At 69.2% G+C, this 14,790-nt stretch carries 9 protein-coding genes; all 9 read left to right on the top strand.

Annotated features, from left to right (window positions below; translation table 11 throughout):
- Nucleotides 1–29 precede the first annotated feature (29 nt).
- The 9 genes from pilQ to F0U63_RS39300 all read left to right on the top strand — a co-directional run bounded on the left by pilQ (nt 30) and on the right by F0U63_RS39300 (nt 14,785).
- Nucleotides 30–2,750, top strand: a complete 2,721-nt coding sequence (gene pilQ / locus F0U63_RS39340; protein ID WP_395838448.1) for a type IV pilus secretin PilQ — start codon at nt 30–32, stop codon at nt 2,748–2,750.
- Between the two features lie 169 nt (nt 2,751–2,919).
- Nucleotides 2,920–3,453, top strand: coding sequence for a hypothetical protein (locus F0U63_RS39335; RefSeq protein WP_395838446.1), 534 nt, complete (start codon nt 2,920–2,922; stop codon nt 3,451–3,453).
- Between the two features lie 35 nt (nt 3,454–3,488).
- A complete protein-coding gene (locus F0U63_RS39330) occupies nt 3,489–3,851 on the top strand; it encodes a roadblock/LC7 domain-containing protein (protein WP_395838444.1) in 363 nt (120 codons plus the stop codon).
- A gap of 105 nt (nt 3,852–3,956) precedes the next feature.
- Nucleotides 3,957–4,538, top strand: coding sequence for an elongation factor P (gene efp, locus F0U63_RS39325; RefSeq protein WP_395838442.1), 582 nt, complete (start codon nt 3,957–3,959; stop codon nt 4,536–4,538).
- 34 nt (nt 4,539–4,572) lie between these two features.
- Nucleotides 4,573–5,154, top strand: a complete 582-nt coding sequence (accB, locus tag F0U63_RS39320; protein ID WP_395838440.1) for an acetyl-CoA carboxylase biotin carboxyl carrier protein — start codon at nt 4,573–4,575, stop codon at nt 5,152–5,154.
- Between the two features lie 41 nt (nt 5,155–5,195).
- Complete coding sequence (gene accC, locus F0U63_RS39315) at nt 5,196–6,581, top strand: acetyl-CoA carboxylase biotin carboxylase subunit (protein ID WP_395838438.1); 1,386 nt, start codon at nt 5,196–5,198, stop codon at nt 6,579–6,581.
- A 189-nt stretch (nt 6,582–6,770) separates the two neighbouring features.
- Entirely contained in the window at nt 6,771–9,884 is a 3,114-nt protein-coding gene (locus F0U63_RS39310; RefSeq protein ID WP_395838436.1) for a tetratricopeptide repeat protein, read from the top strand.
- A 24-nt stretch (nt 9,885–9,908) separates the two neighbouring features.
- Complete coding sequence (locus tag F0U63_RS39305; RefSeq protein ID WP_395838434.1) at nt 9,909–10,838, top strand: ExeA family protein; 930 nt, start codon at nt 9,909–9,911, stop codon at nt 10,836–10,838.
- 5 nt (nt 10,839–10,843) lie between these two features.
- Nucleotides 10,844–14,785 carry a translocation/assembly module TamB domain-containing protein gene (locus F0U63_RS39300; RefSeq protein WP_395838432.1) on the top strand — a complete coding sequence of 1,314 codons (3,942 nt, stop codon included), beginning with the start codon at nt 10,844–10,846 and terminating at the stop codon, nt 14,783–14,785.
- Nucleotides 14,786–14,790: the final 5 nt, after the last annotated feature.

The following is a 14,790-nucleotide window of genomic DNA, read 5'->3' as shown; positions in this document are numbered from 1 at the left end:
TGGCACAGTGCAACTTGTTGAGGGGAAGCATGCTCGAGGAGAGCGTTGTGACGAGGGGCAAGTTGGTGAGCGTGGTGGTGGCCCTGTTGGCCGCCACCCTGGGCCTGGACTCCCAGGCCGCCGAACTCAATACGTTGCGGGACCTGAAGGTCGTGCAGACGGGAGCGGGCGCCCAGGTGGTGGTCACGGGCACACGGGCGCCCACGTTCACGGTCTTCCGGCTCAGTGGGCCCGAGCGCCTGGTGGTGGATCTGTCGTCGGCGGACGCCACGGGCATCAAGGGGCACCACAACGGGCAGGGTCCGGTGGTGGGCGTGGTGGCCTCCCAGTTCTCCGATGAGCGCGCCAGCGTGGGCCGGCTCCTGGTGGCCCTGCAGCAGGCGGCTCAATATGACGTGCGCGCCGATGGCAACCGGGTCGTCATCTCCGTGGAAGGCACCCAGGCGCCCGCGCCCGTGGCCGCCGCTCCCGAGGTGAAGACGCCCGCGCCCGTGGCCGCCGCTCCCGAGGTGAAGACGCCCGCGCCCGTGGCGAAGCCCGAGCCGGCCCCCGTGGCCAGCGCCGCGCCCGTGGAGACCCGGGCCGCTTCCCAGGACAAGGCCGCCGCGCTGCCGGAGAACGTGGTGGCGGCCGAGGCGGACGAGCGCGAGGTGGCGCATCCGGCCCGCCGCATCACCGGGCTTTCCTTCGCCCGCGACACGCTGAACATCCGCGCGGACGGCGAGGTCGCCCGCTACGAGGTGCTGGAGCTGGCGGATCCCCCCCGGCTCGCGGTGGACGTGTATGGCGTGGGCCTGGCCGCGCGCGCTCCGCGTGTGAACTCCGGGGCGGTGAAGGACCTGCGGGTGGGTGCCCACTCGGACAAGGTGCGCCTGGTGCTGGACGTGCGCAACACCATGCCCGCGTATCACGTGGAGCGGGCGGGCCGCGGTCTGTCCGTGGTGTTCGGTGGAAAGCTGGCCCGTCAGTCCAACGCTCCGGCCAGCACGCCGGAGAAGGTGGTGGCCGAGAGCGAGCCGCTGCGCGCCACCCCCGTGGACGCGCGCCTGCCCACCGTCGACGTGAAGGAGCTGTCCTTCGACGAGAACGAGTCCGGCGGCCGGGTGAACCTGAAGCTGTCGGGCGCGGTGGCGTGGAAGGTGGAGCGGCCGGATCCGCGCAGCGCGGTGCTCACGCTGGACAATGCCCGGCTGCCGCGGCGGCTGGAGCGCAGCCTGGACACCAGCGAGCTGGACACGCCGGTGAAGATGATCAGCGCCTTCTCGGTGCCGGGTGAGGGCAACCGGGTGCGCCTGGTGGTGGCCGCCGATGGCGCCATCGAGGAGAACGTGAGCCAGGTGTCGGGCGGTCTGTCGTGGCGGCTGAGCGTCAAGGGCGTGAAGACGGAGCAGGTGACCGTCACCCAGCGCACCGCGGGCTTCACCGCCGAGGCGCCCACCTACGCCGCCGAGGGCGCGCCGCAGCAGGCCCGCTACCGCGGCAAGAAGGTGTCCTTCGAGTTCAAGGACATCGACATCCAGAACCTGCTGCGCATCATCGCGGAGCTCGCCAAGAAGAACATCGTGGTCTCCGATGACGTGACGGGCAAGCTGAGCCTGCGCCTGCGCAACGTGCCCTGGGATCAGGCGCTCGACATCGTCCTGCGCACCAAGTCGCTGGGCAAGGAGGACCTCGGCAACATCCTGCGCGTGGCTCCGCTCAAGACGCTGGAGGAGGAGAGCAAGCTGCGCCAGGAGCGCAAGAAGTCGCTCATCGCCCAGGAGGACCTGGTGGTGAACCTCATCCCGGTCAACTACGCCATCGCTGCGGACATGGCCTCCCGGGTCAAGGACGTGCTGAGCGAGCGGGGCACGGTCACGGTGGACACGCGCACCAACGTGCTCATCACGAAGGATGTCCGCGCCAACATCGAGAAGGCGCGCGCGCTCGTGCGCAATCTGGACACCCAGACGCCCCAGGTGCTCATCGAGAGCCGTATCGTGGAAGCCAACACCACGTTCAGCCGGGAACTGGGTGTGCAGTGGGGTGGTCAGGCCATCGCCACGCAGGCCCTGGGCAATGCCACCGGTCTGATCTTCCCCAACACGGCGGTGGCGACGGGTGGTGTGACGGGTACGGCACCGGGCCTTCCCCCCGTGCCCAACTTCGCCGTCAACCTGCCGGCGGCCGCGGACGTGGGAACGGGTGGTGCCATGAGCTTCGTCTTCGGGTCGGCGGGCGGTGCGCTCGCCCTCAACCTGCGCCTGTCGGCGGCGGAACTCGAGGGCACCCTGAAGACCATCTCCTCGCCGAAGGTGACGACCCTGGACAACAACACCGCCCGCATCAGCCAGGGCGTGTCGCTGCCCTTCAGCCAGGTGTCCTCGGCGGGCGCCAACACCACCTTCGTCGAGGCGCGTCTGTCGCTCGAGGTCACGCCCCACATCACCCAGGATGGCAGCATCCTGATGACCATCAACGCGCAGAACAACCAGCCGGACCCGGCCAACACCGGTTCCAACGGCCAGCCCGCCATCCAGCGCAAGGAGGCCAATACCCAGGTGCTGGTGAAGGACGGTGACACCACCGTCATCGGTGGCATCTACGTGCGCCGCGGCAGCACGACCACGTCCTCGGTGCCCTTCCTGTCGAAGATTCCCGTGCTCGGCCTGCTGTTCAAGCGGCACGCGGAGAGCGACAACCGGCAGGAACTGCTCATCTTCATCACGCCGCGCATTCTCAACCGGCAGACGATCGCGCAGACCCTCTAGCCGGGGTATTTTCTCGAGCCGTCGAATGGAGCCGATGTCCATGAAGCGATTGATGATGGTTGCGGCGCTGGCGGTGGCGCAGTCGGGTTGCGTCTCCGCGCAAGAGGATGCGCCCGTGCTGTTTTCCAATGCCCTGGCGCTGTCGGGCGTTCCTGGGGGAGCGTGTGAGGTGGATACCTCCAAGTTCATCAGCCAGGGCTCCCTCGACCTGGCTGGCGGAGAAAACTACCTGCTGGCCATGAGGGTGCGGAGCGCCATTCCCACCTCCCGCACCGTCATTGTCGGAGACTCACCGACGACTGTGGGGGGGTCGAGCGTCACCCTGACCGAGTTCGTCTACCGCTACGAGTCGTCCGCGGAGCTCGGCCTTCCCGAGGAAGAGACCGCTGCCACGTACGCCGTCGTGCCGGCGGGCGCCACCGGCGACAGCTACGTGTCGGTGAACGCCTTTGGCCCCCAGGCTTTCGCGAAGTTGAAAGAGTCGGGGAATGTCCCCTCGGAGTTCCCTGGGGTGAGCGTCATCACCTACATTAAGGCCCGGGGCCATCTGGGCTCCACCAGCAACGTGGAGAGCAACGAGTTCTCCTTCCCCGTGGCGGTGTTCAACTCCCGATGTACTGTCGCTGCGGGCGTCTGCAGAAAGGGACAGGACGCGGCGACCGCTTGTGTGCCTGTCTCTTCTCCCCCTCCCACCACTCCTTGACCCGCCAACCCCGGGCCGCCTAGAAGCCAGCCGCCATGTCCTTCCGCACGCACCTCGAGTCCGTGGTCAATCAGGTAGATGGGTCGCTGGCCTGCAGCGTGATGGGGTTCGACGGCATCGCCGTGGACACCCACCAGAACGAGGAGGCGCTCGAGCTGGAGCTCAACGGGGCGTGGATCGAGTACGCCAACCTGCTCGGTCAACTCCGGCAGGCCGCCGAGTCGCTCAAGACGGGCGAGGTGCAGGAGGTCAGCATCAACAGCGAGAGGGTGCTGACGCTCATGCGCCTGGTGTCGCCCGAGTACTTCCTGGTGCTCGCCCTCCGGGCGGACGGCAACTACGGCAAGGGCCGCTACGTGCTGCGGCTCACGGCGCCCAAGATCCGCGCCGAGTTGTAGGCTGCCGGGCGGACGGCGCGGTGCGCCGCGCCTTTCACTTTGCAAGCCGCGTCACCATCGGCTAGACACCCCGGACTTTTCGCGAGTCGTCCGAAGGAGCTGTCCATGGCCGGTGTCATCGATACATCCGAATTCCGCAATGGCCTGAAGATCGAGATCGACGGTGAGCCGTTCGTGATCGAGTACTTCCAGCACGTCAAGCCCGGCAAGGGCTCGGCCTTCGTGCGCACCAAGATCCGCAGCCTGCTGTCCGGGCGCGTGCTGGAGCCCACGATGAAGTCCGGTGACAAGGTGGGCGTGCCGGACATCGAAGAGAAGGCCATGCAGTTCCTGTACGTGCAGGACGGCGACTACTACTTCATGGACAAGCGCAACTTCGAGCAGACCTTCCTCAGCGAGAAGGTGCTCGGAGAGTCGAAGAACTTCCTGAAGGAGAACATCGACGCCGACGTGCTCTTCTGGAACGGCAAGGCCATCGCCGTGACGCTGCCGAACTCGGTGGACTTGAAGGTCACCAAGTGCGATCCGGGCGTGCGTGGCGACACTGTGTCCGGCGCCCTGAAGCCGGCCACGCTGGAGACGGGCTTCGTCGTCAACGTGCCGCTCTTCATCAACGAGGGCGACGTTCTCAAGATCGACACGCGCGAGGGAGGCAAGTACCTCACGCGCGTGGCCACCGCGGGTTAGTCGGTTCATCGGGGCCCAGGGAGGGGACGCAACCGTGGCAAGCAAGCGCAAGGCAGTCCGAACCGAGTCCGCGTCCGGCGCGCGGACCGAGGGCATCCGCGTGGAGGGCAACAGCACCTCCCTGGACGTGGAGTCCCTGCGACAGATCGTCGAGATCCTCGAAGCCTCGGAGGTGACGCGGCTCGACTGGCAGCGGGGCGATGAGCGCCTGCTCATCCGCCGGGGCCATGTGCCCTCGCCGACCATCGTGCACGCGGCGCCCATCACCCCCTCGGTGAGCCCCGCTCCCCTGGTGGCCGCCGCGCCCCCGGCCGTCGCGCCCGCCGCGCCCGCGCCGGCTCCCGCCGCCGCGCCCGCGCCCGCCGCAGAGAAGTCCGGCCATGCCGTCACCAGCCCCTTCGTGGGGACGTTCTACCGGACGCCGGCGCCGGATCAGCCCAGCTTCGTGGAGGTGGGCTCGGTGGTGAAGAAGGGCCAGGTGCTTTGCATCATCGAGGCCATGAAGTTGATGAACGAGATTGAGGCCGACGTGGCGGGTCGCGTGGCGGAAATCCTCGTGGAGAATGGGCAACCGGTCGAGTTCGGCCAGACGCTGTTCCGCATCGAGCCGGTCTGACATACGCGGGCGCTCCTCGCGCCCCGCGGAGGCACGACATCGTGTTCAAGAAGGTGCTGATCGCCAACCGCGGGGAGATCGCCCTGCGTGTCATTCGTGCCTGCCGGGAGCTGGGCATCGCCACCGTGGCGGTGCACTCCACGGCGGACGCCAACGCCCTCCATGTGCGCTTCGCGGACGAGTCGGTGTGTATCGGCCCGCCCGCGTCCAAGGAGAGCTATCTCAACATCCCCCAGTTGCTGTCCGCGGCGGAGATCACCCGCGCGGACGCCATCCACCCGGGCTACGGCTTCCTGTCGGAGAACGCCGAGTTCGCCAAGGTGTGCCAGGACTGCAAGATCCACTTCATCGGGCCACGGCCGGAGATGATCCGGCTCATGGGCAACAAGGTGCGTGCCCGCCAGGCGGCGCGTGAGGCGAACCTGCCCCTGCTGCCCGGCAGCCCCACCGCGCTCAAGGACGCGCGCGAGGCGGAGGCCTTCGCGCGGGAGATCGGCTTTCCGGTCATCCTCAAGGCGGCGGCGGGCGGTGGCGGCAAGGGCATGAAGATCGTGCGCGAGCCGGGCGCGCTGGCGCAGGCGTTCGCCACGGCGGCCGCCGAGGCCGTGGCCTCCTTCGGCAATGGCGATCTCTACATCGAGCGCTACGTCGAGCGGCCGCGCCACATCGAGATCCAGATCGTCGCCGACGAGCATGGGCGCGTCATCCACCTGGGCGAGCGCGAGTGCTCGGTGCAGCGGCGCCACCAGAAGCTCATCGAGGAGAGCCCCTCGGCGGCGCTCACCCCCGAGCTGCGCCAGCAGATGGGCGAGGTCTCCGTGCGCGCCATGGAGAAGCTCGGCTACAACAACGTGGGCACCATCGAGTACCTGCTCGACGAGAACGGGCGGTTCTACTTCATGGAGATGAACACCCGCATCCAGGTGGAGCACCCGGTGACGGAGCTCGTCACGGGGATCGACCTGGTGCGCGAGCAGATCAAGCTGTCCTCGGGCCAGCCGCTGCAGCGCAAGCAGGAGGACATCCAGATGCGCGGCCACGCCATCGAGTGCCGCGTCAACGCGGAGGACCCTGTCACCTTCGCGCCCTGGCCCGGGAAGATCACCGCCTACAGCGCGCCCGGTGGCTATGGCGTGCGCGTGGACTCCAGCGCGTACGAGAACTACACCGTGCTGCCGTACTACGACAGCCTGCTGGCCAAGCTCATCGTCTACGCCGAGGACCGGCCCACCGCCATCCGCCGCATGCAGCGCGCCCTGGGCGAGTACGTGGTGCAGGGCATCCGCACCAACATCCCCTTCCACCGGGCGGCCCTGGCCGAGGAGTCCTTCATCGAGGGCAACTACGACACCCGCTTCGTGGAGCGGCTGCTCGCCTCCGAGACGGGCACCAAGCGCCTGCGCAAGGCCATCGAGGAGACTCCCTGAGAAAACCCCCTGACGGCTGCCTGGCTGCTCGTCACCCAGGCTCCTGATCCGGCAGAGGGGCCAACCCGGTGGATTCCTTGACCCCCGAGGGATGATTCCGCTAGCCTCCCACCTCCCTCGCAGTCTCCTTGAAGGAAGCAGAAACCCCAGATCTTCCAGGGGGTTCGCTCGGCAGGAAGCCCACGCTCGATGGACAAGAACAAGATCATCGAAGCCGCCGCCAAGCTCGTCGCGAAGGGCGCCTACGACAAGGCCATCAAGGAGTACCAGAAGGTCCTGGATGCAGACCCCAAGGACGGCCGCGTCCTGCAGAAGATGGGGGAGCTGTTCCAGAAGAAGAACGACAACGTCCAGGCGGCCTTCTACTTCACCAAGGTCGCCGAGGGGTACTCGGCCGATGGCTTCTTCCTCAAGGCCGTCGCGCTCTACAAGCAGGTCCTCAAGCTCAACCCCAACCTGCTGGACGTCAACCTCAAGCTCGCGGAACTCCATCAGCAGCTCGGCCTGATGTCCGAGGCCATGGCGTATTTCCAGATCGTCGCCAACCACTACGACAAGGCCGGCGACGTCAAGAACTCCCTGGATACGCTCAAGAAGATGGTGGATCTCGACCCCGAGAACGTGGCGTCGAAGATCAAGCTCGCCGAGCTGTACGCGCGCGAGAACATGGCGCGCGAGGCCGCCCAGGAGTTCAAGAAGGCCGCCGAGTACCTCAAGCGCAACAACCGGATGGATGACTGGTTCCGCGTGGCCGAGCGCCTGGCCACGCTGGAGCCGGACAACGTCGCGCTGGCCAGGGATCTGGCCCAGCAGTACCTCGCGCGCGGAGACCAGAAGCGCGCGCTCGCCCGGCTCCAGGTGTGCTTCAAGGCCGACGGGCGCGACGTCGAGACGCTGAGCATGCTGGCCCAGGCCTTCCATGGGCTCGGCCAGACCGCCAAGACCATCTCCGTCTACAAGGAGCTGGCCAAGGTCTATCAGGAGCGCTCCCGGGCCCAGGACGCCCGCGACATCTGGGATCGCATCGCGGAGCTGGATCCGACCGACGCGGACCTCCTGGCCTACCAGGCCGAGGCTCCCGCGGCGTCCTCCGCCGAGCCTCCCTTCCGGCCCTCGCGCTCGATGGCCGCCGTGTCCCCGGCCGCCGCGCCTCCCTCCCGGCCCTCGCGCTCGATGGAAGCGGTGGCGGCCACTCCCGCGGCGCCTCCCGCTCCGGCCTCGCCTCCCCCGAGCACTCCGGCGCCAGCGGCTCCCGCCGCCACGGCCGCCCCGGTCCCTTCGGCCGCCGCGGCCTCCTCGGGCAAGGATCAGTTCTCCAAGCTGCTCACGGAGACCGAGGTCTACGTCAAGTACGGCCTGCACGACAAAGCGCTCGATCACCTGCGGAAGATCTTCTCGGTGGACCCCGAGAACCTCGACGCGCACGAAAAGGCGTACCAGATCTACGTCGCCTCGGGGAACGTGGCCCAGGCCGGCGAGCAGCTGCTCAACGTGCTGCGCCTGTGTACGCGCCGCGCCGAGGTGCAGCGCGCCCAGCCCTACCTGGCCACCATCCTCCAGCAGAACCCCGGCCACCCCGAGGTGCCCGCCTTCCTGTCCGTGCTGCAGACGGATGACTCGGCGCCCAGCGCGAATGCCTCTGTGGAGTCCGTGGCCGAGGACGCCATCCTCGTCGACTCCAACGACGATGAGATCGTCGTGGCCGACGCTCCCGCGGATGCCCTCGCGCAGCCCATGGATGACGAGATGGCCCTCGTCTCCGCGAGCGACGAGCACGACGAGGACGCGCAGATCGTCTCCGGCGAGTTCAGCCTCCCCTCGGACTCCGATGAGGAGGAGGGCGTGGTGCTCGCGGATGAGCCGGCGGACGACGAGCCCCTGCTCGGCGCGGAAGAAGAGCCCGAGGCGACCACGGTCGCCTATGTCGGCTCGGACGCCCTGGATGAGCCCCTGGATGCGCCGCTCGAGGGCGAGCCGCTGCAGGGAGAGGAGACCGACGAGGACGAGCCGGCGCGCGAGTACTCGTTGGAACTGGAGCCGCCCGACTCCGAGCCGGATCCGTTCGCCGCTCCCGACATGGACGACGAGGGCACGCCGGCGGACTCGCCCGCGCTCGGCGCCTACGAGCTCGAGGAGCCGGAGCCGGAGCCCGCTCCCGTCGTCGTGGCACCCCGGGCCCCCGTCCAGGTGCCCGCGCCCGCCGCCAAGGCTCCTCCCGCCGCGAAGCCCGCTGCTCCCGCCGCGAAGCCCGCTGCTCCCGCCGCGAAGCCCGCTGCTCCCGCCGCGAAGCCCGCTGCTCCCGCCGCGAAGCCCGCCGCTCCCGCCGCGAAGCCCGCGTCGGCCGTGGCCGCCAAGTCTCCTCCGCCCGCCGCGAAGCCCGCGCCCGTGGTCGAGGCGCCCGAGGAAGAGCCCGGTGGCGAGGAGTGCGACGAGGCCAGCTTCTTCCTCGACCAGGGCATCTACGAGGAGGCGCGGGAAATCCTCGAGACGGTGATGATCGCCTTCCCGGGCCATGCGCGCGCGAGCGAGCTGATGGCCCGGCTCGAGGCGCTCGAGTCGGGTGAGTCTCCGGAGGCCGCGGAGGCCGAGGAGGCCGCCACCGAGTTGGCCGTGCCCGTGGTGCCCGCCCTGGGCGAGTCCCCGGCGGAGCGCGATGCCTTCGTGCTGGCGTCGGAGCTGGCCGGCGAGTTCGGCGACCTGGGTGTCGAGCAGGCCGCGCCTCCCGTGGAGGAGGACTTCCAGTACTCGGTGGAGGAGGTGTTCGCCGAGTTCAAGAAGGGCCTCGCCAAGGTGGTCAAGCCCGAGGACGTGGACACGCACTACGATCTGGGCATCGCCTACCGGGAGATGGGCCTCATCGACGACGCGCTCCACGAGTTCGCCGTGGCGCGCGAGGGCTGCCTGGGCAAGAAGCGCGAGCTGGACTGCCTCACCATGACGGGCATGTTGCAACTGCAGAAGGGCGATGCCCGCGCGGCGGTGGGAACCTTCAAGCAGGCGCTTGCCTCCGAACATGCCGTCGGGGAAGTCCCCAAGGCGCTCGGCTTCGAGCTGGCCATGGCCTACGATGCCGTGGGTGAGTCCGGCAAGGCGCTCTACCACTTCCAGCGGGTCGCCGGGCTCGACGAGAAGTTCCGCGACGTCGCCGCCCACGTGGAGCGGCTGTCCGCCACCACGTCTCCGGTGGCGGATCCGCTGCCCACCGCCACCTCCCGGCCCGGCGGCGCCGCGGGGACGGGGTCCCGGCCTGCCGTGGCGCCTCCCCCCACGGCCGCCAAACCGCGTAAGGTCGGCTACGTCTAGCGCAGTCCGAGGTTCGCCGAGATCATGACCACCTACCTCGACTACTTCGAACTCACCCAGGAGGCCTTCTCCAACGCTCCGGTGAGCCGCTTCTATTACAACTCGGCCCAGCACTCCCAGGCGCTCACGCGGCTCATGCATGCCGTGAGCTACATGAAGGGCCTGTCCATCCTGGTGGGTGACATCGGAGCGGGCAAGACGACGCTGGCGCGCCGCATGCTCGATTCGCTCCCCGAGTCCGAGTACGAGGCCGCGCTGCTCGTCATCATCCACTCGGGCATCACCGCCAACTGGTTGCTGCGCCGCATCGCCCTGCAGCTGGGCGTGGAGAACCCCGCCCAGGAGAAGCTCGCCCTGCTGTCGCAGCTCTACCAGCGGCTGCTCCAAATCTACGAGTCCGGCAAGAAGGCCGTCGTCCTCATCGACGAGGCCCAGATGCTCGAGACGCGCGAGCTCATGGAGGAGTTCCGGGGGCTGCTCAACCTGGAGGTCCCCGAGCGCAAGCTCATCTCCTTCGTCTTCTTCGGCCTGCCGGAGATCGAGAGGAACCTCAAGCTGGATCCGCCGCTCGCCCAGCGCGTGGCGCTGCGCTACAAGCTCGAGCCCTTCACCGCCGAGTCCACCGAGGCCTACATCAAGCACCGCCTGCGCCTGGCCGGCTGTCCGCGCATGCCGTTCACCGCCGAGGCGCTGGCCACCGTGCACCAGCGCTCGGGCGGCACCCCGCGCGTCATCAACAGCATCTGCGACAACGCCCTCTTCGAGGCCTTCCTGGTCCGGGAGCAGACGATCGGTCAGCCGCTCATCCAGCGCGTCGCGGACAACCTGGGCCTGCAGGGCGGCTCCGCTTCCACTACCCCCTCACTTCCCACTCCCGCCAGTCGGCCAGTCAGCAACCCGAAGGTGGACCTCGCGGAGATCGATCGCTACCTCGAGGGACTGGGTAAACTGTAGCGGTTTTGGCCCCAAGGAACAGGCAGCAGGGCGCGCGGCGCATCCCCGCGTGGCTCATCGTCCTCGCGCTCGTCGTGGGGACGGTGTTGCTGCTGCGCACGCGCACGGCCTGGGACACCGTCTGCGCCCAGGCTCGGCGCCAGTTGCCCGCGCTGCTCGGTCTGGACGTAGGCATCGGTGAGTGCGAGGTGGATCCGCTCGGCCAGCGGCTCGTGCTGCGCGGCGTGTCCGTCTCCGAGCCCGGCAAGAGCGACTCGCCCCTGTTCGCCGCGGACCAGGCCGAGGTGCAGCTCGGCCTGCCCAACCTCTTCTCCGGCCAGCTCGCCATCGATCTCGTGCGCGTGAGCCGGCCCCGGCTCGCGTTGGACCTGACGCGCCCGCGGGCGCCCCGGAGCGAACCCGGCGTGTGCCCGCTCGTGCCCCTGCGCCGGTTGAGTCTGGCGCGGTTGAGCCTCACCGGCGCGCAGGTGCGGTTGCTGCTGCCCGGCGGCCGGCAGGTGGAGCTGTCCGAGCTGGACGTGAACCTGCGCGAGCGCTGGGGCGAGGAGGAATTCGAGATGGAGGCCCGGCAGGGCCTCGTGCGGCTGGGGCCCGGACAGGAGCTGGCCCTGGGCCGTCTGGCGGTCTCGGGCGCCCTGGACGTGGACGAGCAGTTGCTGGAGGTGGACCGGGGCGAGGTGGCGCTCGACGAGGCGACGGTGAACATCTCCGGGCGGGTGGAGCGGCTGTGCGAGCCGAACCTCGCGCTCGATGCCCAGGTGTTCCTGCCGCTGCGCACGCTGTCCCGCTCGGGGGTGTTGCCCAGGCCCGCCGAGGGACACCTCTGGACGCGCCTGACGGTGAATGGTCCTCCGGCCGCGCCCACCGTGTCCGCGGAGCTGTCGGGCAGCGGGCTCGCGTATGGGAAGTACTCGCCGGGCACGTTCACCGCGCGGCTCATCTACTCCGGCGAGACGGTGACGCTCGAGGAGCTGCGGCTGCCCATCGGCGCGGGGGACGCGCGCGTCACCGGCTCGCTCGCGCTGCGCTCGGGCCTGCCGGTCTCGCTCGCGCTGGAGGTCCACGACGCGTCGTTCGGCCGCATCCTGGAGAAGGCCGGCGTTCCGGGCTCCTGGGTGGACTTCCCCGTCACGACGGCCAAGGCCCGCCTGTCCGGCACGCTCCTGCCCAAGCTCCAGCTCTCGGGTGACCTGGACCTGGCCCACGGCCGCTTCGTGCTCGCCTCGCGCGCCTTCGATGCGCCGGCGGATCGCGGACGCACCTTCCTCACCTACGAGCGGGGCCACGCGCGCACGCGGGTGGCGCTGCTGTCCGACCGCGTCACCTTCTCCGACATGCAGATCGACTCGGGCCGCTCGCGTCTCGGCGGTGGTGCCACGCTCTTCTTCGATACCCAGCGCGGCCTGCTGGTGGATGTGCGGGGGGACGTGGACCTCTCGGACTTCGGCCACATCGCCCAGCTCGCGTGGGCGGGACACGGCTCGGTGAGCACCACGGTCGAGGGCCCCTACACGAAGGTGCGCATTGGCGCGGACCTGTCCCTGCGCGACTTCGAGTTCTGGAACTTCGACCTGGGTGTGGTGCAGGGCAAGGTGACGTACCAGGACAAGGTGCTGGGCCTGCCCCTGTTCTCCGGCCAGAAGGGGCGCACCCAGTACTTCGGCAACGCGGCGCTCACCTTCGGCCGCTCCCTGCACCTGCGCACCGAGGTGGAGGTGCCGCGCGGCCGCACCGAGGATCTCATCGACTTCATCGCCCCCATGCACCCCAACGTCTCCCTCATGCAGGGGCCGCTGGTGGGCGAGGCCTCGGGCCGCGTGGAGATCGACAGCCCGCTGGAGCAGTTCGAGGGACTGGTCGCCCTGGATTTCCGCAACACCACCTACTACGGGCGCCGCATGGGGGATGGCTCGACGCGGCTGCGCTTCGATCGGAGCGGGGCCATGGTGCTCGAGCGCACGGCGCTGGAGGGGCCGCTGGGCCTCACCTGGGTGGAGGGCTCCTTCTTCCTCTCCGGGCCGGACAAGGGCCGGCTGGACTACCGCTTCGGCGGGGAGCGCCTGTCCCTGGCGGAGCTCGTCGGCCCGGAGTCGGCCCGGCGCCTGGGCGTGGAGGGGACGCTGGCGCTGGAGGGCACGGTGTCGGGCAACACGGACGTGCCGGTGACGATGGCGCGGGTGTGGGGCCCCCGGGTGACGTTCGCCGAGCGCGACCTCGGCAACATGGACCTGGAGGCCCGGCTCGAGGGCCGCGAGTTGCAGGTGGTGGGCCGCCCCTCGCGCGACACGAGCGGCGTGCTGTCCCTGCGCCTCAAGGAGCCCTATCCCTTCGAGTCCCTGGTGACGCTGGAGCTGCCGGAGATCCGTCCCCTGCTGCCCGCCAACGCCTTCACCCGGGGCGTGTCCGGCTCGATCAAGGCGGTGGTGCAGGCCCAGGGCGCGCTGCGCGACACGGATGCGCTCCAGCTCAAGGCCCAGGTGGAGCGGCTCGCCCTGTCGCGCGAGGACGTCTCGACCGAGAACGAGGGCCCCATCGTGCTCGACTACGCGAACGGGCGGTTGCAGGTGCCCTCCTTCACCTTGCGCGGCCAGGACACCACATTGTCCGCCAGCGGCTGGGCCACTCCCGAGCAGATGGAGTTCTTCCTCCAGGGCGCCGTGGACCTGCGCCTGCTGGAGTCGCTCGCGCCGATGTTCACGCGCACCTCGGGGCGCGTGGAGCTCAGCGCCGTGGCCAGCGGCAGGCCGGACCGTCCGTCCCTGGCGGGCACGGCCCTCATCTCCGACGCCCGGCTGTCCCTGCGTGACCAGCCGATGGCGGCCCGGTCGGTGTCCGGCCGGGTGCAGTTCACCGAGCAGCGCATCCTCCTCGAGTCCCTGGAGGGCACGCTCAATGAGGGCCGCGTCCAGGCCCAGGGGGACGTGCGCCTGCGGGACTTCCAGCCCAAGGACGTGTCGTTGGACGTGCTGCTCTCCGACGTGCCCGTGCGCTTCCACGAGGACCTGCCCTTCACCACCACCGGGCAGTTGTCGCTCACCGGCACGCCGGACGCGCTGAAGCTGGGCGGGGTGCTGGACATCCGCGGCCTGCGCTACCGCCGCGGCCTGGAGCTGGAGGACATCCTCAAGCGGCTGTCCCGGCGCATCGTGCTGCCTTCCCCCACCGCCGAGCGTCCTCGCGAGTACCTGACCCTGGACGTCGGGTTGAACCTGAACGACGTGTACGTGGACAACAACCTGGCCCAGGCTCGACTGACGGGCTCGTTGCGCCTCACCGGCACCAACGTGCGTCCGGGCGTGCTCGGCACGGTGGAGACCGACGCGAACAGCCGGGCCTTCTTCCGCACCAACCAGTTCGCCATCACCCGCGGACAGATTGAATTCCAGGACCGCTATGGCATTGATCCGGTGTTCGACCTGCGCGCCCAGTCCCAGGTGCGCGAATACCAGGTGAAGTTGCACGCCTTCGGCCGTCCCGCCGCGCCCCAGGTGCTGCTCACCTCCGAGCCGGCCCTGCCCGAGGGCGACGTGCTGTCGCTGCTCACTCTGGGCTTCATGAGCACGGACCGGGAGACGGCCACCTCGGCGGGCGTGGGGCTCGCCGCCGAGGCCTTCTTCAACATGTCCGGCCTGGACCGGCAGGTGAAGCGCTTCCTTCCCAGCAACCCGGTCCTCAAGGAACTGTCCCTGCAGATCTCCACCAGCTACAACGATGTCACCCAACAGGCCGAGCCCACGGCACGGTTGGAGTCGAAGTTCCTCACGGAGCAGCTTAAGATTGGGCTCTCACAGCCCGTGAGCGGGCGCGGCACCCGAGCGCGTGCCGAGTACCGCTTCGACAACCGACTCTCCGCGCAGCTTCAGTGGGACAACGAGCACAGCGAGAACGCCCTCGGCACCCTTGGAAACCTTGGACTCGAGCTCAAGCTGGGCTGGGAGTCCGAGTAGCGCTG

The sequence above is a fragment of the Cystobacter fuscus genome (assembly GCF_044360685.1).
Taxonomy (GTDB): domain Bacteria; phylum Myxococcota; class Myxococcia; order Myxococcales; family Myxococcaceae; genus Cystobacter; species Cystobacter fuscus_C.
The sequence above is the reverse complement of the archived record's forward strand: the minus strand, read 5'-3'. Positions and strand labels throughout refer to the sequence as shown.